The organism is Sphingopyxis sp. 2PD, assembly GCF_005503695.1.
GTDB lineage: Bacteria > Pseudomonadota > Alphaproteobacteria > Sphingomonadales > Sphingomonadaceae > Sphingopyxis.
The window spans coordinates 324003-345467 of sequence record NZ_SCMU01000003.1 but is presented as its reverse complement, the minus strand read 5'-3'; the positions used below and the strand labels follow the sequence as shown (position 1 = coordinate 345467).

The following is a 21465-nucleotide window of genomic DNA, read 5'->3' as shown; positions in this document are numbered from 1 at the left end:
TCTTTCTGGGGAGGGAGATCATTATGACCGAAGCTGGAAAAACGCCGTGGCACTTGTGGGCCGTCGGCATCATATCATTGCTGTGGAACGCTTTCGGCGCGTTCGATTACGTCATGACAAAGCTGAAGAACCCCGATTACATGGCCGCCTTCACCGCGGAGCAACAGGCGTATTTCTATAGCTTCCCGCTATGGGCGAATGTCGGCTGGGCGCTGGGCGTGTGGGGGTCAGTGCTGGGGTCGGTGCTGCTGCTCGCGCGCAGCCGCCATGCGGTGACGGCATTTCTGGTTTCGCTCGTCGGCCTGGCGATCAGCAGTGTCTATCAGTTCGGCATGCATTATGGCGATCTGGAGCGCATGTTCGGGACGTTTCCGATGATCTTTACCGCCGTGATCTGGGTGATCGTGATTGCGCTGTTCCTGTATGCCCGGGCGCAGGCGGCGAAGGGCGTTTTGCGGTAAGTTGCTTTTAAATCCTCCCTGTCGCGAAGCGATGGGGAGGTGGCAGCCCGCAGGGTTGACGGAGGGGGAAAGACGCAACGTCGCGGCCCCTCCACCGCCGCCTGCGGCGGCGGTCCCCCTCCCCATCGCTTCGCGACAGGGAGGATTATATGGCCGGAATTCGCCGCGGCTCCTACCGCGCCCGAATAAACGCCCGCACATCCTCGGACAGCTTCCGCCGATCCTCGTCGCGGATATACATCATATGGCCCGCGCCATAATATGTGTAGGTGATCCGGTCCTGCGGGATGCCGGTGCGTGACAGCGCATATTCGGCGGCGAAAAAGGGCGTCGCGAAATCATACCAGCCCTGCGCGACGAGCACCTTCAATCCCGAATTTTCGCGCAAGGCCTGCCCGATATAGGGCGCGACGTTGAGGTACGCGTTGCTGTCGCGGCCGCCGATGCGCCAGTCCCACTGGCCGCCGATGCCGCCGATCGACTGATATTCGCGGTCCGTCTTGAACCCCAGTCCGTCGCGGCTCCAGCTGTTGATCGCGGCGGTGTAGCTCGCGTCGATGCCATAGAAGCTCGGATCATTGTCGGGGCCTTCGCCCGCATTGTCGTAATCCTTGCCCGTGTAGCGGCTGTCGAGGCGGCCGACGGTGAGGCCGCGGTCGCGGAGCAATTCCTTGTAGAAGCGCTGCGGCGTCACGCGAAGGTCCGCCTGTTCTAGATAGGTTTCCGAAAGCCCCGTGAAGCGCGCGAGCTCGCGGCGGATCGCGGCGCGTTCTTCGCCCTGCAGTTTCTGGCCCTTGAGCAGCGCGGTGGCATAGGGACCGATCGCCCATTGGCGCGCTTCCTCGGCAAAGGCTTCGGGCGAAGTGCCGGTCGCCTTGCCGTGATAGAGCGCGGTCACCGCCATCGACGGCAGGTTGGTGATCGGCGACAGCTCGTTACCCGGCGTGTCGGCGCCCGCCGCGAAATCGAGCACGGTTGAAATAAGGATCAGCCCGTTGAACGCGACGTCATTATAGGTCGCGTTCATCAGCTGGTGCGCAACCGCGGCGGTGCGCGTCGTGCCATAGCTTTCGCCGCCCAGATATTTGGGGCTGTTCCAGCGGCCATTGTCGGCGAGCCAGCGGCGGATGACCTCGGCCACCAGCTTGGCATCCTGCGTCACCCCATAATAATCCTTGGGATCGGCCTTGCCGATCAGGTGCGAGAAACCGGTCCCCGGGGGATCGATGAACACGACGTCGGTGACGTCCATCAGTGCGTCGGGATTGTCGACGATCGGATAGGGCGGGGCGCCGTCGTCGACCCCGGTGCCGGGGATGGCGACGCGCTTCGGCCCGAACGCGCCCATCATCAACCAGACGGTACCCGACCCGGGGCCGCCGTTGAACAGGAAGGTGACGGGGCGGTTCGGGTCGCGCGGTTCCTTGACGTAGGAGGTGGTGACGACGGCGACTTCGGGCACGCCGTCCTTGTTCTTGATGATCGTCTCGCCGATCGTCGCGGCATAATTGATCCGCTGGCCGCCGAAGGTGCCGCTGAGTTTCGTCGTGCGGATCTGCGGCTCGTAATCGGCGGGCTTTTCGGCCTTCGCCTTTGTGGCGCCAGCATCGTCGCGCTTGTCCTGCGCGTGAAGCGCGGCGGGCGCGGCGACGGCGAGCGCCAGAGCGATAAGCGACAGACCCGATTTCATATTTTCCTCCCCGGTTGCGGCGCGGACGCTAGGCCGCGGACGCGGAGGAGACAAGGTTACTTGTCGGTTACAAAGGGACTTTGGTCGAAGGGATATCGCGCGATCACCGCCGTAACAATATCCGGTCCATCACCCAGGCGGTGTGCGCGCCGCTTTCGCCCGTCGAGGGATGCGGGGTTCCTCTGGTGAGGTGGTCGCGCATCGCTTCGACGTGGAAATATTGCACCGTCGGCGGGTGTTCGATGACGCGTTCGACCATTTCGTCGCCGCGGACCAGCCGCAGCGGTTCTTCGTCGAAGATCGAGAAGGTGATGCGACCCGTGCTGCCCGTGATTTCGACGCGGTCCTGCCGGTCTGCGGCGCCGAAGTTCCAGCTGCCCGAACCGGTGACGCCGCCGCCGTGTAGCCAGCACCCCGTCACCGCGTCCGCCGCGCTGTAGCGGCCCTGCTGGTTGATCGCAAAACCCGCGACGTCGGTCACTTCGCCGAACAGCCAGCAGAAAAGGTCGAGGCCGTGGCTTGCGAGGTCGTCGAAATAGCCGCCGGGGGCGACTGCCGCGTCGACGCGCCAGTTGTCCCCGGCAAGGTCGGCGGGGCTGGCGGCCTTGGTCAGCGTCCAGTGGACGTGCCGCACCGCGCCGATTTCGCCGTCGTCGAGCCACGCGCGGACCTGCCGAAAGCGGGGGAGCGAGCGCCGATAATAGGCGATGAACAGCGGCACGCCCTGTGCGGTGAAGGCATCGCGGATGCGAACGCAGGCGGCGTGATCGGGCGCCATCGGCTTTTCGATACAGCACGGCTTGCCCGCGCGGGCGACGGCAAGCGCATAGGCTTCGTGGCTGTCAGGCGGCGTCGCGATATAGACGGCGTCGATTTCGGGCGAATGGATCAGCGCCTCGGCACTGGCGAAAACATGCGGCACGCCATGGCGCGCGGCATAATATTCCGCTTTCGCCAGCGTGCGGTTGAACACGCCGTGCAGCGCGAAACCCTCGACCTGCTGGTAGGCGGGGCCGCTCTTGCGCCCGGTCACGCTGCCGCAACCGATCATGCCCCAGCGGATCATCGTCATCGGGCGGTCACCGCCCCCACTTCGTCTTGCTCTGTTTCCCGAATCGCCCCTTGCGCGTCCCCGGTTTGCCCTCGTTCGAGCGGCCGACGCGCGGTGCAACCTGCTCATCCGGGGGGAGCCCCAGTTCGTCGGCCTCGAGCTTGCGGATTTCGTCGCGGAGGCGGCCGGCTTCCTCGAACTCCAGGTCTGCTGCCGCGTCGCGCATCTTCTTTTCGAGCTCGGCAATATAGGCGCGCAGATTGTGCCCGACCATGTGCGCGGGCTTGTCGTCGCCGATGTCGATCGTCACGCCGTCCTTCGACGCGACATGCGCGATGATGTCGCCGATGTTGCGCTTGATCGTCGTCGGGGTGATGCCGTGGGCTTCGTTATACGCTTTCTGTTTTTCGCGGCGGCGGTCGGTTTCGCGCATCGCGCGTTCCATGCTGCCGGTGATGCGGTCGGCGTAGAGGATGACGCGGCCGTCGACGTTGCGCGCCGCGCGGCCGATCGTCTGGACGAGGCTGGTTTCGCTGCGCAGAAACCCTTCCTTGTCGGCGTCGAGGATCGCGACGAGCCCGCATTCGGGAATGTCGAGCCCTTCGCGCAGCAGGTTGATGCCGACGAGCACGTCGAACACCCCGAGCCTCAAGTCACGGATGATCTCGATGCGTTCGAGCGTTTCGACGTCCGAATGCATGTAGCGGACCTTGAGCCCGGCTTCGTGCAGGAATTCGGTCAAATCCTCGGCCATGCGCTTGGTCAGCGTGGTGACGAGGGTGCGGTAGCCTGCGGCAGCGGTTTTCTTCGCCTCGGCGATCAAATCGTCGACCTGTTCCTCGACCGGCTTGATCTCGACCGGCGGGTCGATCAGCCCGGTGGGGCGGATCACCTGTTCGGCGAACACACCCTGCGTGCGGTCCATCTCCCATGTCCCGGGGGTTGCCGACACGCTCACCGTCTGCGGGCGCATCATATCCCATTCGGCGAAGCGCAGCGGGCGGTTGTCGATGCAGCTCGGCAGGCGGAAGCCATATTCGGCGAGGGTGATCTTGCGGCGATGGTCGCCCTTTGACATCGCGCCGATCTGCGGGATCGTCTGGTGGCTTTCATCGACGAAGAGCAGGGCGTTGTCGGGGAGATATTCGAACAAGGTCGGCGGCGGCTCGCCGGGGAGGCGGCCGGTCAGAAAGCGACTGTAATTTTCGATGCCCGCGCAACTGCCCGTCGCGGCGATCATTTCGAGGTCGAAGTTGGTGCGCTGTTCGAGTCGCTGCGCTTCGAGCAGGCGGCCTTCGGCTTCCAGCTCTTTGAGCCGCTCGGCGAGTTCGTGGCGGATCGCCTCGCTCGCCTGTTTGAGCGTCGGGCCCGGCGTGACATAGTGGCTGTTCGCAAATACGCGGACATAGTTGAGGGTCGCGATCTTCTTGCCGGTGAGCGGGTCGAATTCGGTGATCTCCTCGATCTCGTCGCCGAAGAAGCTGATCCGCCACGCCATATCTTCATAATGCGAGGGGAAGATTTCGAGAGAGTCTCCGCGCACGCGGAAATTGCCGCGCGCGAACGCCTGGTCGTTGCGCTTGTACTGGAGCGCGACGAGCTTGCGGATGATCTCGCGATTGTCGGCGACCTGACCTTTCTTGAGGTCAAAGATCATCGCCGAATAGGTTTCGACCGAACCGATGCCATACAGGCACGACACCGATGCGACGATGATCACATCGTCGCGTTCGAGCAGCGCGCGCGTGGCCGAATGGCGCATCCGGTCGATCGCCTCGTTTACGCTGCTTTCCTTCTCGATATAGGTGTCGGACCGCGGCACATAGGCCTCGGGCTGGTAATAGTCGTAATAGCTGACGAAATATTCGACCGCGTTGTTCGGGAAAAAGCTCTTGAACTCGCCGTAAAGCTGCGCCGCCAGGATCTTGTTCGGGGCGAGGATCAGCGCGGGGCGCTGCAATTCGTCGATGACCTTCGCCATGGTGAAGGTCTTGCCCGACCCGGTGACGCCCAGCAGCACCTGATCGCGTTCGCCGGTAAGCGCGGTATCGACGAGTTCGCGGATCGCGGTGGGCTGGTCGCCGGCCGGTTCATAATCACTAACCAGTTCAAATCTTTTGCCCCCTTCGACCTTGTCGGGGCGCGCGGGACGGTGCGGGACATAGCCCTCCGCCGTGTCGATTTCATCGAGCGATGTACGAATCTGAATTGCCATTGCCGCCAATATGGTATCGATGGGGCGGGTCCACAATCGCAATGAGTCCGCCACAGAGCAGGCAGCGGCAAGTCACAGGAGACAGGGTATGAAAAAGATTTTGACGATTGCGGCTCTCGGCACGCTCCTGGCGGTCGCGGGCTGCGGCAAAAGCGAAAATGCCGGCGGCGCTGTGAAGCGCGAGGCGGGCAACTGGAAAACCGACGTGAAGCTGGTGAAGTTCGAAGTTCCTGGCATGCCGCCCGAAATGAAAGAGGGCATGGCGAGGATGATGGAAGGCGCCAGCGGCATGGACCAGTGCTTCACCCAGGAGCAGGTCGACAAGGAAGACATCGCCGCCGAACTCGCCAAGGGTCCGGGCAATGGCGGCGAATGCAAATGGTCGAAAAAGGACATTGCGGGCGGCAAGATCGACATTGCCGGCACCTGCACCGCCAATGGCCAGACCGTTGACATGGCGATGAACGGCACGATGGAAGCCAAGAAATCGGACGTGACGATCACGACCAAGGGCAAGGTGCCGACTGGCGGTGACATGGAAATGGTCATGCAGATGACCAGCACCCACACCGGACCGTGCAAGGCTCCGGCAACGACTTGATCTGCGAGGTAATTGCCAATCGATCGGGGCGTCAGCAGAGCTGACGCCCTTGTCATGTCCATATCGTGTCGATGCTGAATAAGGAGTCCGGGAATGCTGGGTTATGTGACGATGGGAACCGACGACATCGATCGCGCGCGCGACTTTTACGCCGCGCTGCTCGGGACGATCGGCGCCAGCGAATTGATGCGGATGTCGGATGAAGACAATGGCTTTACGCTCTACGCGACGAGCTGGGGGCAGCCGGGGATCGCGGTGACGCGGCCCTATGATGGCCAGCCCATGCATGCGGGCAACGGACATATGGCGGCGATCGTCGTCGATGAGCGCGCCAAGGTCGATGCGCTCCACGCGAAGGCGTTGCAACTGGGCGGGACGTGCGAAGGAACCCCGGGCGTGCGCGGCGACGACGGCGATCAGGCCTTTTACGCCGCCTATTTCCGCGACCTTGACGGCAACAAGCTCTGTGCGTTTCGGATCGGGCCGGCCTAAGTTTGGCCGGATGGCTTGACCGCCGATCAGCACCATTGTTGATCGGTTTGTTCGCGAAATCGCTACGGCCGCGCTCGCGGTCGGCGTGTCGGCGGGCGCCAATGTCGCCGAGCGCGCCGCGCTCGTGCAACGCCTGAGGCGCCGCCGCCGGTCCGCGATCGACTTGCCGGACGCGTGACAGGTGGGGCTGCCATGCATCCGGCGAAGTCTTGAACTGAGGCCGAAGGGGGTCTGAAGAACGCCAGGGACCAGCTCGCATTCTTCGCCTGTCAGCCTCAACATCGCGACCTTGTAGGAAAACCGCGACGTTGAAAGAATGACAGAATTGCGAAAGTGCGGCAGTTACAAGGGGTCACACGTGCGGATGTCGCCATTTGATAACCCTTTATTCACCTTGTTTCGAATTTCATCGTTCCAGATTGGCGGCTCATCGTTCTTCTGATATGGCGGTGGGCCTTCCTGTTACCGTTACGTGGAAGTAACAAGGACTGGTCGCGCGACTTGATTGGCGTATCACCCGCACCGCCCGTCGGGGGCAATTGAGGGTAGCATGGACCACGCGAAAGCGAACGATACTCAGGGTACCGGGGACACCGACCGGATTATCGCGGAAGAATTGGAGCGTTTGCTCGAATCCCCGATGTTCGTGCGGTCGCCGGTACTGACGCGCTTGCTGCAGTTTCTGGTCGAACATCGGCTGCGCGGCGGGCGCAGTTCGCCGAAGGCCTATGCGATCGCGACCGAGGCGCTGGGGCGCAGCGAAGATTTCGACCCTGCGGTCGACAGCTATCCGCGCGTCATGGTCGGACGCCTGCGCAGCCTGCTCGACCGCTACTATGCCGAAACCCCCTGGATACATCGTTTGCGGGTGCCGCAGGGGAGCTACGAGGTCGTCGTCCAGTACCGCGTCGCGCCGCCCTCGCGTTCGATCGACGAGCCGGGGAGCGAGGATGACGTCAAGGCCGCCACGAGCGCCGACGCGGCGGGGGCGCCGCTTCAGCCGGGCGCGCCCGGCCGTTCGCAGCCTGCCGACGGGCCGCGCTATGGCCGCTGGGTCGTGGCGCTCGTCCTGCTGGCGCTCGCGATCTTTGCCTTGTGGTCGCTGCGCAGCGGACCGGAGCGATTGTTCGTCAGCGATGCCCAGCCGATGCCATTGCTCGATGTGAGCGAGCCCGTCGCGGGCAGCACCGCGCCTTCGCGGGCGCTGGCGCGCGCGCTCGACGGCAAGCTGCGCGACGGTCTGCGGCGGTTCGATCTGGTCGATCTGCTGAGTGCCCAGGCGCCCGGGGGGACGGCGCCGCGCACCGCCGACTATCGGCTCGACACGTCGCTGGTCCGCGACTTTGAGGGCAATGCGGAAGTGACGCTGGTGCTGAACCGCGTCGCCGATCAACGCGCCATATGGTCGCAGCGAATCCGCGTGGCCGACCCCGACACGCCGCAATTTGTGTCGATGGAACCGCTGATCGCCCAGATTGCGGGCGATTATGGCGTCATCGTCCGCGATCAGATCCAGCGCCAGCCGGACAATTTTGCCCCCGGCTTTCCGTGTCTCGCGCAGTTCAACCGGTTGCGCCAGATGCGCAATCCGTCGGGCGCGAAGCAGGTCGATGCCTGCCTGCGCGCGACGCTGAAGCGGGACGACCGCGACCCGGTTGCGCTCGCCGCGCTGTCGCTGCTGCGCTTTGGCGACTGGCAGCCGCAACGGGCGACCCCCGCGGGACGCGCGGCCTTTGCCGAAGCGCAAGCACTCGCGCTCGAGGCCTATGAAGCCAGTCCCAATTCGTCGGCGGGGCTTTTTGCCATGGCGCGGGCGAATTTCTATGTCGGCAATTGTTCGGGCGGCAACACGATGGGCGACGCCGCGCGCCGGCTCAACCCGTTCGATCCTGACATCTCGGGCTTTCTGGGGCTGTTCAAAATCGCCTGCGGCCAGGCAGGCGAGGGAGAAATATTGCTCCGTCGGTCGCTGGCGCTCGACGACAGCTATCCGGGCGTCCCCGCGGTGACCTTGGCCTTCATCCTGTCGCAGCGCGGCGAACAGGCCGAAGCGCTGACCGTGCTCGACCAGATGCCATCGCCAAGCAATATGGAGCCGCAATATCTGATGGTCCGCGCGATCGTCACCGCGCGGCAAGGCGACGTCACGGCGGCGCAGGCGCATTGGCGCCGTTTGCTGGCTTACACGCGGCAACCCGAAGACGCCGCCCCCGAAGCGGTGCTCGGCCGCTTCATGATCACGCCGGTCGTGATCCAGCGGGCATCGGCGGCCTTGCGCGAATCCGGCGTCGTTCCTCTCCGGCCCGTGTCTTGACGCACTGAAAACCGCCAAGCACAACGGGCCGATGCTGCTCGCATTCGCCTTGCTCGCCTCTGCGCCGTCGGCGCCCGCCGCGGTTGCGGTCGATTTCGATCGCGACGGAAGGATCGCGACGCGCGTCGTCCTCGGGCAGGCCGATCGCGCGAGCCAGCGTCCGCTGACCGCGGATGATCCGGTCCGCATCGCGTCGGTATCGAAACTGGTCGTTGCGCTCGGTGTGCTGCGTCTGGTCGAGCAAGGGCGCCTTGACGTCGATCGCGACGTTTCCGACTATCTGGGCTGGCGGCTGCGCCATCCCGCTTATCCCGACCAGCCGATCACGCTGATCCACTTGCTCGGCCACCGGGCGGGGCTGGCCGACAATGTCGATTATGCGCTGCCACTGGGTGCCGATCTCGAAAAGGCGCTGCAAGACCCGGCGGCATGGGACGCACCGCGCCCGCCGGGCGGCGATTTCGTCTATGCCAACCTCAACTATCCCGTCGTCGCCGCCGCGATCGAGGGCGCGACAGGCGAGCGTTTTGACCGCGCGATGGCGCGGCTGGTGCTGCGCCCGCTCGGCATCGACGCCTGTTTCAACTGGCCGACGTGCAGCGACGCCGCGGTCGCGCGCGCCGTCGTGCTGTATGGCCCCGACGGTTCAGCCGTGCGCGACGACATGAAGGGCATCCGTCCCGCCTGTCCGGTCGTTCCGGCAAGCGACGGTAGCTGCGACCTTGAAACCTACCGGCTTGCGCGCCACGGCGCCGGGTTCAGCCCGCAGGGCGGGCTGCGCATATCGGCCAATGGATTGGCGCGGATCGGGGTCATGCTGCTGCGCCGCGGCGAGGATTTTCTGACTCCGGCGAGCCTTGCGCGCCTCGAAGCGATGGCACCGGTCCGCCCGGCGACGGGTGAGGGGACGGGCGGGTTTTTCTGCGAATATGGCGCGGCGATGCACAGTAACGGGACCGGCGCGGCGACCGGGCCGGGGTGCCGCGATAACCTGTTCGGCGACGGGCGGCGGCGGCTCGGCCATTCGGGCGACGCCTATGGATTGCGTTCGGGGCTCTGGTACGATCTTGAAGCGGGCAATGGCACCGCCTATTTCGTGACGCAGGTGCCGAACGGACAGAAGGGGAGGCGTTCGGCCTATAGCGCGGCGGAGGAGGAACTGGTCGCTACCAGCCCTCTTGCCAGCCCCGCCGACGGACACTAGGGCAATTTCCAACATTCACGGCTTAGTCAGAAAAGGAATAGCGCATGAGCGATTCGGCCGAAAAGGTTAAGAAGATCGTCGTCGAACATCTGGGCGTCGAAGCCGACAAGGTCACCGAGGAAGCGAGCTTCATCGACGATCTGGGCGCCGACAGCCTCGACATCGTCGAACTGGTGATGGCATTTGAAGAAGAATTCGGCGTCGAAATTCCCGACGATGCGGCGGAAAAGATCGCCACCGTCAAGGATGCGATCGACTATATCGAAGCGAACAAGGGCTAAAGCGGCCCGGTCCGGCATCGCCGGACGCGGCGGCGACGCTGCCCACGCGTTTCCGGCTTCCCGGTCCCGAGCGCTTGCGTGCAGGGGCCGGGAAGCTTTTTTTATGGCCCAACGCTCGTTAGAAGCGCGGCAACAGATTTGATGCTGGCACCTGCCGGGGCAGGAGCCGACGAAAGGAATGATTATGCGCCGGGTTGTGGTGACGGGTTTGGGTTTGGTGACGCCGCTGGGCGGCGATGTCGAAACAAGCTGGAAAAATCTGATCGCGGGCAAATCGGGTGCGGGTCAGATCACCCACTTCGACACCGCCGACCAGAAATGCACGATCGCGTGCGAGGTCAAGGGGCCGGACCATGAATATGGTTTCGACCCCGGCAAGCGCGTCGATCACAAGGTGCAGCGTCAGGTCGACCCGTTTATCATCTATGGCATCGACGCCGCGGGCCAGGCGATCGAGGACGCGGGGCTTGAGGACATGACCGACGCGATGAAGTTGCGCGCCGGTTGCTCGATCGGGTCGGGCATCGGCGGCCTGCCGGGGATCGAAAGCGAAAGCCTGCTGCTTGCCGAAAAAGGTCCGGGGCGCGTGTCGCCGCACTTCGTCCACGGCCGCCTGATCAACCTGATTTCGGGGCAGGTCAGCATCAAATATGGCTTGCAGGGTCCGAACCATGCCGTCGTCACCGCCTGTTCGACCGGCGCGCATTCGATCGGCGACGCGGCGCGGATGATCCGCGACGACGACGCCGACATCATGCTCGCGGGCGGCGCCGAGGCGACGATCTGCCCGATCGGCATCGCAGGTTTCGCGCAAGCGCGCGCGCTCAACATGAGCTATAACGACCGCCCCGAACAGGCGAGCCGTCCCTATGACAAGGACCGCGACGGGTTCGTGATGGGCGAAGGCGCGGGCGTCGTCGTGCTCGAGGAATATGAGCATGCCAAGGCGCGCGGCGCGAAGATTTACGCCGAAGTTGTCGGTTACGGCCTGTCGGGCGATGCCTATCACGTTACCGCGCCGCACCCCGAAGGATCGGGTGCCTATCGTTCGATGGAAATGGCGCTCAAAAAGGCCGGCATGACCCCGTCGGACATCGATTATATCAACGCGCATGGCACCTCGACGATGGCCGACACGATCGAGCTTGGCGCGGTCAAGCGGCTGTTCGGCAACGCGATCGGCGATGTGTCGATGAGCTCGACCAAATCGGCGATCGGCCATTTGCTCGGCGGCGCCGGCGCGGTCGAGACGATTTTCTGCATCCTCGCGATCCGCGACCAGATCGTCCCGCCGACGCTCAACCTCGACAACCCCGACGAAGGCACCGACGGCGTCGACCTCGTCCCGCACACGGCCAAAAAACGCCCGGTGAAGGCGGCGCTCAACAACAGCTTCGGCTTTGGCGGCACCAACGCGAGCGTGATCGTCAAGGCGGTGGATTGATCACCCGATCCTCCCTGCGGCGAAGCCGTGGGGAGGTGGCAGCGCGCAGCGCTGACGGACGGGCTTTAGCGCTGACGTCGCCGCCCCTCCACCACTCGCTTCGCGAGCGGTCCACCTCCCCATGGCCTCGCCACAGGGAGGAACAAAATCCCTTTCCTACATTGTGCGGCCATGCTCTAGCATTCTGGTGCTTGCCGAGGCTTTGCTTGAAGCCACAAAAGACACAAAAGGCCGCTGCACCTGCGGGGCTCTTGTGGCTTTAGGCACCCTACGACCGACGGGAGAATGAAGTGCATCCGTTCCGCTGGCTGACGATCGCCATTTTGGCCCTCCTCCTCGCCGCCTGCTCGGGCGGCGCGCCGAAGGATGCCGAGGTTGTGATCCCGGCGGGCGCGAGCATCGCGAAGGCGGGGCAGATCCTCGAGGACGCCGGCATCGTCTCGGCGTCGAGCTTTCGCAACGAGGCGCGCTTCTTTGGCGGCGACGATCCGATCAAGCCCGGCGAATATAAAATCGAAAAGGGGATGGACGCGGGCGACATCCTCGCTCTGTTTCAGTCGGGCAAGACGATCCAGCGGCTGGTGATGATCCCCGAGGGCATGCCGTCGATCATGGTGTGGGAACGGCTGATGGCCGAAAAGCGGCTGAAGGGCGAAATCCCGGTGCCCGCCGAGGGCAGCATCTTGCCTGACAGCTATGCCTTCACAACCGGCGAAAGCCGCGCCGCGGTGGTGAAGCGGATGCAGGCGGCGATGGACAAGGCGTTCGCCGAGCTGTGGACCAAACGGACGCCGCGCACCGCGGTTAAGAACCGCAATGAAGCGCTGACGCTCGCCTCGATCGTCGAAAAGGAAACCGGCGTTCCCGCCGAGCGACGCACCGTCGCGGGGGTCTATACCAACCGGTTGGCGGTCGGCATGCGGCTGCAAGCCGATCCGACGATCATCTATCCGATCACCAAGGGAAAGCCGCTCGGTCGGCGGATATTGCGGTCCGAGATCCAGGCGGTGAACGGGTATAATACCTACAGCATGGCGGGGCTGCCGCAGGGGCCGATCGCCAACCCCGGCAAGGCGTCGATCGCGGCGGTGCTCGATCCCGAAGCGAACGATTATCTCTTCTTCGTTGCCAAGGGCGACGGCGGGCATATCTTTGCGCGCACGCTGTCCGAACATAATGCCAATGTGCAGAAATGGTATGCGCTCCGCCGCGAACGCGGGGAGATGGAGTAGGAGTCGGCCGTCGCCCCCGCGAAGGCGGGGGCCGCGAGCAAGCTTGTGATACACCGATAGCGGCCCCCGCCTTCGCGGGGGCGACGCGGGGGGAGAGATGCCGATGCGTCGATTGTTGGGATTGTCTGCCGTCACGTTGGCGCTCGCCGCGTGCATGAGCGGCGGCGGTGCGGCTGAGGAGACTTCGACCAACGTCCGCATCGAACCGGGACCGGGGCTCGGCGCGCCGCGCGCGACGCACCAGCTGGTCGCGGCGGGCGAGGGCAGGCTGCTCGCGATCGGCGGCTGCGTCAGGTCGGGCTGCGAAGCGGGGCCGGCGAGCGCGACGGTCGACATCATCGCCGCGCCGGACATGCGGGTAATCGCGACGGGGCGGCTGCTCGCGCCGCGCATCCAGCCCTCGGCGGCGGCGCTGCCGGATGGCAAGGTGCTGATCCTCGGCGGCTGGGTCGATGGGCGGGTGAGCGGGGCCACCGAGATATTCGACCCCGCGACGGGCAAGTCGGTGGCTGGACCGGCGATGACGGGGCCGCGCAACGCCCCGACCGTCGTGCCGCTCGCCGATGGCCGCATCCTGATCGCGGGGGGCTATGACGGGCGCGATGCGCGCGCCGACGCCGAAATCTTCGACCCCGCGACGGGTCGGATGACCGCGACAGGCCCGCTTGCCGCCGCGCGGAGCGGGGCGACGGGAACCTTGCTTGCCGATGGGCGGGTGCTGGTCGCCGGAGGCGGACGCCCCGACCGCGAACCGCGCCGCGCGCTCGCCAGCGCCGAGCTGTTCGATCCCGCCACCGGGCGCTTCACCCCCGCGGGTGCCATGGCGCAGCAACGCTACAAGCATGGCGCGGTGCGGCTGGCGAATGGCGACGTACTGATCGTCGGCGGATCGGACATTCGCGACTATGGCGGCAAGCTGCGCTCGGTCGAGCGGTTCGATGTCGCGGCGGGGCGCTTTGTCCCCGCAGGAAACCTCGCCGATCCGCGATTCAAGATTGCCGACGGGCTGCTGCTGCTCCCCGGCGACCGCGTGCTTGTCGCGGCGGGCGACGCGGCGCCGGAGATTTTCGACGTCGCGCGCGGGGTCGGTACGCGCCTCGACTATGACCTTGGCGGGCAGTGGAATTATATGACGCTGGTCCGCGCCGATGCGCGCACCGCGCTGCTTGCGGGCGGCTATCGCGAGGGACGGATCGAGCCGACCGACCAGAGCTGGATTGTCCATTTGCCGAAGGGGTAACCCGATGACGACTGCCAAGCTGTTCCTCCACGGTGTCCCCGACAGTCCCGCGATCTGGCGCCCGCTGCTCGGCCAGCTCGACCTGGGCGATACGCCGGTCGCGGTACCCGCGCTGCCCGGCTTCACCGCGCCGCTGCCCGCGGGTTTTCCTGCCACCAAGGAAGCCTATGCCGACTGGGCGGTGGGACAGGCCGAGGCGCTGTACGCGGCGCACGGGCCGATCGACATCGTCGGGCATGACTGGGGCGCGCTGATCGCGCAGCGCGTCGCGATGCTGCGCCCCGACCTTCTCCGCAGCTGGGCGGTGTCGAATGCGGTAATCGATCCCGACTATCGTGGTCACCGGATCGCGCGCATCTGGAACACGCCGATCCTTGGCGAGATCTTCATGGCGCTGAGCAAGGCCGACAAGCTCGCCGAGGGACTGGCCGCACAGGGCATGCCCGCCGACATCGCCGCCGAAGAGGCCGAACAGTGGCGGAACAAGGACAAGCGCCGCGCCATCCTGAAGCTCTATCGATCGGCCAAAGGGCTGAGTTTCGAACATGACTGGGCGCGTGACATCGGAAAATTGCCCGCAAACGGCGCGTTGATCTGGGGCGCGGGCGACCCCTATGTCGAACTCGCGGTGGCGCAGCGCTACGCCGCGAACACCGGCACGCCGCTGACGGTCATCGAGGGGGCAGGGCATTGGGCGATCGCCGAACGGCCCGCCGAGGTCGCCGCGGCGCTGCATCGCTTCTGGTCAACACTCTGATCGGTTGGGTCGATCAACGAAAGCGGCGCACTCGATTTGACCTGGGCGCGCCGGTCTGCTCTTGGTGCGCCGCACAAAAATCCCCACAGAAAGGATTCTCTCCCATGATCAATCAGCCCGTTCCCGCCGTGACCCTCAAGGCGCGCGTCCGCGACGAGGCCGTCGACGGCCCGAACCCGTTCCGCTGGCAGGACGTCAACACCGGCGAAGCGTTCGGCACCGGCCGCCACATCCTGTTCGGCCTGCCCGGCGCCTACACCCCGACCTGCTCGAACGAGCAGTGCCCGGGCTTCGAGCGCCTCTATGGCGATTTCATCGCCGAAGGCGTCACCGACATCCATTGCATCAGCGTCAACGACGCCTTCGTCATGTACAACTGGGGCAAGAGCCTCGGCGTTCAGAATGTGAAGATGGTTCCCGACGGCTCGGGCGCGTTCACGCGCCGCATGGGCATGCTGATCAACAAGGACCATGTCGGTTTCGGCATGCGCAGCTGGCGTTACACCGCGATCGTGGATGACGGCGTCGTGGTCCAGATGTTCGTCGAACCCGGCATCAATGACGTTGGCACCGACAGCGACCCCTATGTCGAATCGACCCCCGAAAAGGCGCTCGAATGGGTGAAGGCGAACCCCTATCAGGGCAAGCTGTCGCAGGCGGCATAACCGACGCTGGTATACGCTTGAGCGGCCCGGCCATCCCCCCTCCCATCCGGGCTGCTGGCGCCGCACCCATCATCGTTACCGCGACGATGGGTGCGGCCGACCAGCGATATTTTGACCATCTGCGCGCGGCGCATTTTCCGCCCGAGCGCAACTATCTTGGCGCGCACATCACGCTGTTTCATCAGTTGCCGCCATCGGCGCTGGGCGAGCTTGACGGCCTGATCCGCCGGATTGCCGCCGACACCCCGCCACCCGCGGCGCGGCTGCGCGAGCTCTATTCGCTCGGCAAAGGCGTCGCCTATCGCATCGACAGCCCCGACCTGCTGGCGATCCGGGCGCGGATCGCCGATCATTTCACCGGCATGCTGACCGCACAGGACCAGGGGACGCCGCGCCTCCACATCACCGTCCAGAACAAGGTCGCGCCCAGCGACGCGCGCGCGCTGTTGACCGAACTCGCCGCCGATTTCGTGCCGCGCCCGCTGGCGATCACCGGCCTCGCCGCGCACCATTATCGCGGCGGCCCCTGGGAAGCGGCTTTCGCACGGAATTTTCGCGGGGCTCGCACATGATATTGACCCGCGGCGACGGCCTGCCTATAGGCGCTGCTCGCCCGTCGCGGCGGCCCCTTGGGGCGGAGTAGCTCAGCTGGTTAGAGCAGCGGAATCATAATCCGCGTGTCGGGGGTTCGAGTCCCTCCTCCGCTACCAAGACCCAAAATCCACAAAAGTCCGTCATCGTCCGCCGATGTCTTTTTTCGCAATAAAATCAAATATTTCTGGCGTCCTCTGCGGGCCGATTGCGTCCGTTCGCGACCGTCTGAATCCGCCTGCAGCGATTTGATTCCGGGGCCGGAACGGGGCATTTTTTGCCTGTCCACGAAACAGGCGATACCCCGGATGGCTCTCAAAGACCTCGAAATCAAATATGCGGTGCGCCGCGCACGCGACTATAAACTCTTCGATGGCGAGGGGCTGTACGTGCTCGTCCGCCCCGGCGGATCGAAGCTCTGGCGCCTCAAATACGCCTTCGATGGCAAGGAAAAGACGCTCAGCCTCGGCAAATATCCCGCGGTTTCGGCGGCTGCCGCGCGGCAGATGCGCACCGACGCCAAGGCGTTGCTCGCCAAAGGCATCGATCCCGGCGAGGAAAAAAAGGCTAAGAAGCGGCTTCAGGCACCGCTCGAACTTTTCGAGCCGGTCGCGCGGGCATGGCATGCGAATCGCGTCGCGGAACTTGATGAGGCGCACGCCGCCCGGGTCATGAGCCGCATGGAGCGCGACGTCTTTCCGGCGCTTGGCAAGCGCGACATCAAGTCGATCACCGCGCCGGAAGTCCTCGAGGTCGTACGTCTCGTCGAGGCGCGCGGTGCGCTGGATATCAGCCGCCGCGTGAAGCAAGGCATCGGGCAGGTGTTTCGGTTCGCGATCGCAAGCGGCTGGGCGACGACCGATCCGACGATCAGCCTCAACGATGCGCTCAAGCCCAAGCCTAAAGTAAGGCATATGGCGAAGGTCTCGCTCGCCGAGCTGCCCGGACTTGTGAGCGCGATCCAGAATTATGACGGCGAGGCGGATAGTCGTCGGCGCGAAACGACGCGCGATGCCATGCTGTTCACTTTGCTGACCTGGGTCCGGACAAGCGAAACGCGTTTTTCCGAGTGGGACGAGTTTGAGGATCTTGAGGGCGAGAATCCTCTCTGGCGGCTTTCTGCCGAACGGATGAAGATGGAGCGCGAGCATCTGGTGCCGCTCTCCTCCCAGGTTGTCGAGATATTGCTGCGCCGCCGAAGTGCGTCGAACGATCGCTTCGTCTTCCCCGGCGAGAAGCCGAACAAGCCGATTTCAGCCAATACGATGATCTACGCCTGCTACCGCATGGGCTACCTCGGCAAGCAGACCATCCATGGTTTTCGAGGGCTCGGATCGACCTGGGCCAACGAAGCCGAATGCTATCGTCCCGACTGGATCGAGATGGCGCTTGCCCATGAAGATGAGGACGAGGTTCGCGGTGCCTACAACAGCGCTCTTTATCTCACGCCGCGAAGGCGGATGCTTCAGGATTGGGCCGACGAATTACTGGACGGCCCCCGCATTGTCGAGGCGCGCCCGAAAAAGGATATTGTCCGGCGCGCGGCTGCAATGCCCATATTGCGGGCCAAGGGAGCCGGAGCGAGGCGCGCCGCCTCGTGCACCATCAACTCGGCGGCGCGCATGTTGGCATAAGCTGAGGATCAGCGTGCAATAGGCACCCCCTTCGTGGGGTGATCGGCGTGCAAAAAGGACCCCTTCATCCCGGGGATTTAGTCGGCCGACTGGTTTTGATCAGTTGGCGAGAACGGGATGTTGATCGTGGAGACAGTGGTTCGGATTCGGCGTGAGCATGCAGCGGGTAAGGCGATCAAGGCGATCGCTCGTGACCTTCGTTTGTCGCGGGAGGTCGTCCGCAAAGCGATCCGGTCGCCGGAGGCGGCGTTCAACTATCAGCGCAAAGTCCAGCCGCTGCCGCGGATCGGTCCTTATCAGGATCGTCTCGATGCGCTGCTTGAGGAGAACGAAGGTCGCGGCCGCCGCGATCGGCTACGGATGACGCGTATCCATGACCTGCTGGTGCGCGAGGGGTTCGAAGGGCCTTATGATGCGGTGCGCCGCTATGCGGCGCGCTGGCGTGCTGCGCGGCGGAAGGATGCGGGCGAAGGCGCACCGGCGTTTATCCCGATGACCTTCCAGCCCGGCGAGGCCTACCAGTTCGACTGGAGCCACGAGGATGTGGAGATCGCCGGCAAGCCGATGCGGGTGAAGGTGGCGCATATGCGTCTCTGCGACTCGCGCGCACCCTATGTCCGGGCCTATCCGCGCGAGGGCCAGGAGATGCTGTTCGATGCCCATGCCCGGGCGTTCGCGTTCTTCGGCGGTGTGCCGCGACGCGGTATCTACGATAATATGAAGACGGCGGTGACGGCCGTGTTCACCGGCAAGGAGCGTGTGTTCAACCGCCGCTTCCTGATCATGACCGATCATTACATGGTCGAGCCGACCGCCTGCTCGCCGGCGGCGGGATGGGAGAAGGGCCAGGTCGAGCAGCAGGTCCAGACGATCCGAGGCCGCTTCTTCCAGCCGCGACTCCGGTTCGCCAGCCTGGCCGAGCTCAACGGGTGGCTGGAGGCCGAGTGCCGGCGCTGGGCCGAGCATCATGCCCATCCCGAACGCGGGGATATTACCGTCGCCGAGGCGCTGGATATGGAGCGACCGGCCCTGCAGCCGATCCTGGCACCGTTCGACGGCTTCCATGAGAGCGAGCATGCCGTCACCGGCACCTGCCTCATCAGCTTCGATCGCAACCGCTACTCGGTCATGTCGACGGCCGCACGCCGGACCGTTCAGGTGCGCTCCTATGCCGATCGCATCGTCATACGCTGCGGCGATGCGATCGTCGGGGAGCATGAGCGCCACTTCGGTCGGAACCGCACGATATACGATCCCTGGCATTATCTGCCGGTCCTCGCGCACAAGCCCGGCGCGCTGCGTAACGGCGCACCGTTCCAGGACTGGGATCTGCCGCCCGCCCTGCACCGATTACGGCGAAGGCTCGGCACCGGGGACGAGGCCGATCGCAGGTTCGTGCGGGTCCTCTCGGCGGTGCTCACCGATGGCCTGGAGCCGGTAGAGGCTGCCGTGCGCGAAGCGTTGGCGAACGGAACGGCCAGCGACGAGCTGATCCTCAACATCCTCTCCCGGCGCCGCGAGCCGGCGACACCCCACAGCATCGTCACTTCGGAAGACCGGATGCTGCAGCATCCTCCGCTCGCCGACTGTGCCCGCTATGATCTGCTGCGAGGCTATGATGCAGCGGCATGATATGATCGACACGATGCGCGGCCTCGGACTCAAGGGCATGGCGGCGGCGTTCGACGAGGCGGTCACCACCGGCCTCCAGCGCAAGCGCACCACCATGGAGATACTGACCGACCTGCTCCGTGCTGAGGCGACCCACCGGGATGCAGCCTCCATCCGCTATCGGATGACGGCTGCGAGGCTGCCCGTGGTGAAGGACCTGGAGCGGTTCAGCTTCGAGGGCACACCGATCAATGAGGAGATGATCCGCTCCCTTCACGATGGCTCCTTCCTCCCGCCTCGCCGCAATATCGTGCTGGTCGGCGGCACGGGGACAGGCAAGACCCACCTCGCCATCGCGATCACCGCCAATGTCGTGCGAAGGGGCGCTCGCGCCCGCTACTTCAACACCGTCGATCTGGTGACACGCCTCGAAGAGGAGACCCGGATCGGCAAAGGCGGGACCCTGGCGGCGCAGCTGTCGCGGCTCGACCTGATCGTGCTCGACGAGCTCGGTTATCTGCCGTTCGCCCGCTCGGGAGGGCAGTTGCTGTTCCACCTCATCAGCAAGCTTTATGAGCGGACCAGCGTCATCATCACCACGAACCTCGCCTTCGGCGAATGGCCGACCGTGTTCGGCGATCCCAAGATGACCACGGCGCTGCTCGACCGCGTCACCCACCACTGCGATATCGTCGAGACGGGCAACGACAGCTGGCGCTTCAAAAACCGCAGCTGACAGCCACCTTCGGCGCCTTCAAAAATCTATCTTGCGCTGCGCGCGCCTCCGGTCGGGCTACGCCCGCCCTCCGCCGCACGCAGCGCAAGGTCATCTTCAACAAACCAGCATCATATTATCCGAAAAGGGGGTCCCTCTTCGACGCCGATCGGGGGTCCCTTTTGAACGCCGTTTGACATTGGTCGGAGTCTGGAGGCGGAACCCCGTCAGCTGGGCGCCCGGCGTGTCCGATTTGTCACGCCATCCGCTCACGCTCAGCATAATCTGGGTCCGCGTCGAAGGCTCCCAGTTCAGCAGGAAGCGACCTTCCAGAAGATCCTGCGAACCTTGGGTGTCGTCGCGCGTGAAATTCTGTTGCCAGTCTCCCGACTGAAGCGTGCGAACCGCAAGGCGGGCCGAAAGCGTGTCGCTGAGCGGCCCAGAAATATAACCCCCGGCATTGACCTCGTCGAAGCGTCCGTAGGACGCATCGACGCCGGCCTGGAACGTCGAAGTGGGCTTGGCGGCAATATAGTTGATCGCGCCACCGGTCGAGTTTTGCCCGAACAGGATGCCTTGGGGGCCCTTGAGGACCTCGACCCGCTCAAGATCGAACGTCGTGCCCCGGGTCATCGGCAGAAAGGGAAGGGGGACCTGATCGACATAAACGCTGACGGTCGGGCTCGCGCCAAGGGTATATTCGTTGAAACCGATCCCGCGCAGGGTGAGGATGGGCGAAGAATTGAGGCTGGGTGTGTAAGTCAGTCCCGCTACGAGTTTCGGCAGGTCCGATACGTCATTCACGCCGGCTTTCTCGAGCTGCTCCCCCGATGCCGCGGTGATCGAGACCGGCACGTCGCTCAATTGCTGCTCTCGCTTTTGCGCCGTGACGACGATCTCGGCGATCCCGCGTTCCGCAGATGTATCGCTGGTGTCACTCGCGCTCGCATCCTGCGCGATGGCCATTTGCGGCATGGCCGCCAAAAGCGCCGCGCTTGCCAGCAATATCGACCTGTTAGGCGAACCTTTTTTCATCATCGATCTCCCCAAGGCACATTTCGTGCGTGCTATGTTTTCGCCCCGGGCTTGTTCTCGGACCGAACCTTGTCGGGTCGCAGCCGGTCGCACGGAGTCGGGCATGCTTATGGCGCAGCTGCTTCGGTGTTTCTGTCACCCTTGCTGGTACAGAATTGCCCAAAGGGAGGAACTGCATCTGGTGGCCGATCGGCGTTCGCCGACACCGCGAGCAACTAACCCGCGCGCCGCC

Annotated in this window: 19 protein-coding genes and 1 tRNA gene; 16 read left to right on the top strand and 4 right to left on the bottom strand. The window is 64.6% G+C overall.

Annotation, left to right across the window (positions count from 1 at the left end; all coding sequences use genetic code 11):
- The first annotated feature begins 23 nt into the window (after positions 1–23).
- Positions 24–461 (top strand): hypothetical protein, encoded by a 438-nt coding sequence (locus FFS18_RS05315; protein ID WP_137870041.1) that lies wholly within the window; start codon positions 24–26, stop codon positions 459–461.
- Between the two features lie 172 nt (positions 462–633).
- Here FFS18_RS05315 and FFS18_RS05310 read toward each other — a convergent pair whose 3' ends face one another.
- The 3 genes from FFS18_RS05310 to uvrB all read right to left on the bottom strand — a co-directional run bounded on the left by FFS18_RS05310 (position 634) and on the right by uvrB (position 5417).
- Entirely contained in the window at positions 634–2151 is a 1518-nt protein-coding gene (locus FFS18_RS05310; protein WP_137870040.1) for a S10 family peptidase, read from the bottom strand.
- Between the two features lie 103 nt (positions 2152–2254).
- Positions 2255–3223: a Gfo/Idh/MocA family protein gene (locus FFS18_RS05305; protein ID WP_137870039.1), complete on the bottom strand. Its 969-nt coding sequence runs from the start codon at positions 3221–3223 to the stop codon at positions 2255–2257.
- 7 nt (positions 3224–3230) lie between these two features.
- A complete protein-coding gene (gene uvrB / locus FFS18_RS05300) occupies positions 3231–5417 on the bottom strand; it encodes an excinuclease ABC subunit UvrB (protein ID WP_137870038.1) in 2187 nt (728 codons plus the stop codon).
- Positions 5418–5505: 88 nt separating this feature from the next.
- Between uvrB and FFS18_RS05295 the strand changes: the two genes are divergently transcribed.
- The 15 genes from FFS18_RS05295 (at position 5506) to istB (ending at position 20219) form a co-directional block, all read left to right on the top strand.
- On the top strand, positions 5506–6018 hold the full coding sequence (locus FFS18_RS05295; protein ID WP_171005234.1) for a DUF3617 domain-containing protein: 513 nt from the start codon (positions 5506–5508) through the stop codon (positions 6016–6018).
- A gap of 93 nt (positions 6019–6111) precedes the next feature.
- Positions 6112–6510, top strand: coding sequence for a VOC family protein (locus FFS18_RS05290; RefSeq protein WP_137870036.1), 399 nt, complete (start codon positions 6112–6114; stop codon positions 6508–6510).
- A 550-nt stretch (positions 6511–7060) separates the two neighbouring features.
- Positions 7061–8824 carry a tetratricopeptide repeat protein gene (locus tag FFS18_RS05285; RefSeq protein WP_137870035.1) on the top strand — a complete coding sequence of 588 codons (1764 nt, stop codon included), beginning with the start codon at positions 7061–7063 and terminating at the stop codon, positions 8822–8824.
- 31 nt (positions 8825–8855) lie between these two features.
- Complete coding sequence (locus tag FFS18_RS05280) at positions 8856–10028, top strand: serine hydrolase domain-containing protein (RefSeq protein ID WP_137870034.1); 1173 nt, start codon at positions 8856–8858, stop codon at positions 10026–10028.
- A gap of 44 nt (positions 10029–10072) precedes the next feature.
- The gene (locus FFS18_RS05275) at positions 10073–10309 is read left to right on the top strand and encodes an acyl carrier protein (protein ID WP_003039428.1); all 237 of its coding nucleotides are present in this window, start codon (positions 10073–10075) and stop codon (positions 10307–10309) included.
- A 184-nt stretch (positions 10310–10493) separates the two neighbouring features.
- The gene (fabF, locus tag FFS18_RS05270) at positions 10494–11753 is read left to right on the top strand and encodes a beta-ketoacyl-ACP synthase II (protein WP_120218123.1); all 1260 of its coding nucleotides are present in this window, start codon (positions 10494–10496) and stop codon (positions 11751–11753) included.
- A 290-nt stretch (positions 11754–12043) separates the two neighbouring features.
- Positions 12044–12985, top strand: a complete 942-nt coding sequence (gene mltG / locus FFS18_RS05265) for an endolytic transglycosylase MltG (protein ID WP_120215921.1) — start codon at positions 12044–12046, stop codon at positions 12983–12985.
- 103 nt (positions 12986–13088) lie between these two features.
- Positions 13089–14225, top strand: coding sequence for a Kelch repeat-containing protein (locus FFS18_RS05260; protein WP_137870033.1), 1137 nt, complete (start codon positions 13089–13091; stop codon positions 14223–14225).
- Between the two features lie 4 nt (positions 14226–14229).
- Positions 14230–14982, top strand: coding sequence for an alpha/beta fold hydrolase (locus FFS18_RS05255; protein WP_137870032.1), 753 nt, complete (start codon positions 14230–14232; stop codon positions 14980–14982).
- 104 nt (positions 14983–15086) lie between these two features.
- Complete coding sequence (locus tag FFS18_RS05250; RefSeq protein WP_137870031.1) at positions 15087–15647, top strand: peroxiredoxin; 561 nt, start codon at positions 15087–15089, stop codon at positions 15645–15647.
- An 86-nt stretch (positions 15648–15733) separates the two neighbouring features.
- Positions 15734–16219 carry a 2'-5' RNA ligase family protein gene (locus FFS18_RS05245; RefSeq protein WP_137870030.1) on the top strand — a complete coding sequence of 162 codons (486 nt, stop codon included), beginning with the start codon at positions 15734–15736 and terminating at the stop codon, positions 16217–16219.
- A 61-nt stretch (positions 16220–16280) separates the two neighbouring features.
- Positions 16281–16357 (top strand) — tRNA-Met (locus tag FFS18_RS05240).
- A gap of 129 nt (positions 16358–16486) precedes the next feature.
- Positions 16487–17872, top strand: a complete 1386-nt coding sequence (locus tag FFS18_RS05235; protein WP_249340308.1) for a tyrosine-type recombinase/integrase — start codon at positions 16487–16489, stop codon at positions 17870–17872.
- Between the two features lie 117 nt (positions 17873–17989).
- Positions 17990–19504: an IS21 family transposase gene (gene istA, locus FFS18_RS05230; protein ID WP_137870029.1), complete on the top strand. Its 1515-nt coding sequence runs from the start codon at positions 17990–17992 to the stop codon at positions 19502–19504.
- Positions 19491–20219 carry an IS21-like element helper ATPase IstB gene (gene istB / locus FFS18_RS05225; RefSeq protein ID WP_031304487.1) on the top strand — a complete coding sequence of 243 codons (729 nt, stop codon included), beginning with the start codon at positions 19491–19493 and terminating at the stop codon, positions 20217–20219. Before istA ends, istB begins: the two co-directional genes overlap by 14 nt.
- 96 nt (positions 20220–20315) lie before the next feature.
- Here the strand turns inward: istB and FFS18_RS05220 are convergent, their stop codons facing one another.
- Positions 20316–21338, bottom strand: coding sequence for a TonB-dependent receptor (locus FFS18_RS05220; protein ID WP_249340307.1), 1023 nt, complete (start codon positions 21336–21338; stop codon positions 20316–20318).
- Between the last annotated feature and the right edge of the window lie 127 nt (positions 21339–21465).

Bases quoted from the DNA above. Each gene is read 5' to 3' on its own strand.
- fabF (WP_120218123.1), top strand. From the start codon at position 10,494: ATGCGCCGGGTTGTGGTGACGGGTTTGGGTTTGGTGACGCCGCTGGGC.
- istB (WP_031304487.1), top strand. From the start codon at position 19,491: ATGCAGCGGCATGATATGATCGACACGATGCGCGGCCTCGGACTCAAG.
- FFS18_RS05250 (WP_137870031.1), top strand. From the start codon at position 15,087: ATGATCAATCAGCCCGTTCCCGCCGTGACCCTCAAGGCGCGCGTCCGC.
- FFS18_RS05310 (WP_137870040.1), bottom strand. From the start codon at position 2,151: ATGAAATCGGGTCTGTCGCTTATCGCTCTGGCGCTCGCCGTCGCCGCG.
- uvrB (WP_137870038.1), bottom strand. From the start codon at position 5,417: ATGGCAATTCAGATTCGTACATCGCTCGATGAAATCGACACGGCGGAG.
- FFS18_RS05245 (WP_137870030.1), top strand. From the start codon at position 15,734: ATGGGTGCGGCCGACCAGCGATATTTTGACCATCTGCGCGCGGCGCAT.
- FFS18_RS05285 (WP_137870035.1), top strand. From the start codon at position 7,061: ATGGACCACGCGAAAGCGAACGATACTCAGGGTACCGGGGACACCGAC.
- FFS18_RS05295 (WP_171005234.1), top strand. From the start codon at position 5,506: ATGAAAAAGATTTTGACGATTGCGGCTCTCGGCACGCTCCTGGCGGTC.
- FFS18_RS05260 (WP_137870033.1), top strand. From the start codon at position 13,089: ATGCGTCGATTGTTGGGATTGTCTGCCGTCACGTTGGCGCTCGCCGCG.
- FFS18_RS05290 (WP_137870036.1), top strand. From the start codon at position 6,112: ATGCTGGGTTATGTGACGATGGGAACCGACGACATCGATCGCGCGCGC.
- FFS18_RS05220 (WP_249340307.1), bottom strand. From the start codon at position 21,338: ATGCCCGACTCCGTGCGACCGGCTGCGACCCGACAAGGTTCGGTCCGA.
- FFS18_RS05275 (WP_003039428.1), top strand. From the start codon at position 10,073: ATGAGCGATTCGGCCGAAAAGGTTAAGAAGATCGTCGTCGAACATCTG.
- istA (WP_137870029.1), top strand. From the start codon at position 17,990: ATGTTGATCGTGGAGACAGTGGTTCGGATTCGGCGTGAGCATGCAGCG.
- FFS18_RS05255 (WP_137870032.1), top strand. From the start codon at position 14,230: ATGACGACTGCCAAGCTGTTCCTCCACGGTGTCCCCGACAGTCCCGCG.
- FFS18_RS05305 (WP_137870039.1), bottom strand. From the start codon at position 3,223: ATGACGATGATCCGCTGGGGCATGATCGGTTGCGGCAGCGTGACCGGG.
- FFS18_RS05280 (WP_137870034.1), top strand. From the start codon at position 8,856: ATGCTGCTCGCATTCGCCTTGCTCGCCTCTGCGCCGTCGGCGCCCGCC.
- FFS18_RS05315 (WP_137870041.1), top strand. From the start codon at position 24: ATGACCGAAGCTGGAAAAACGCCGTGGCACTTGTGGGCCGTCGGCATC.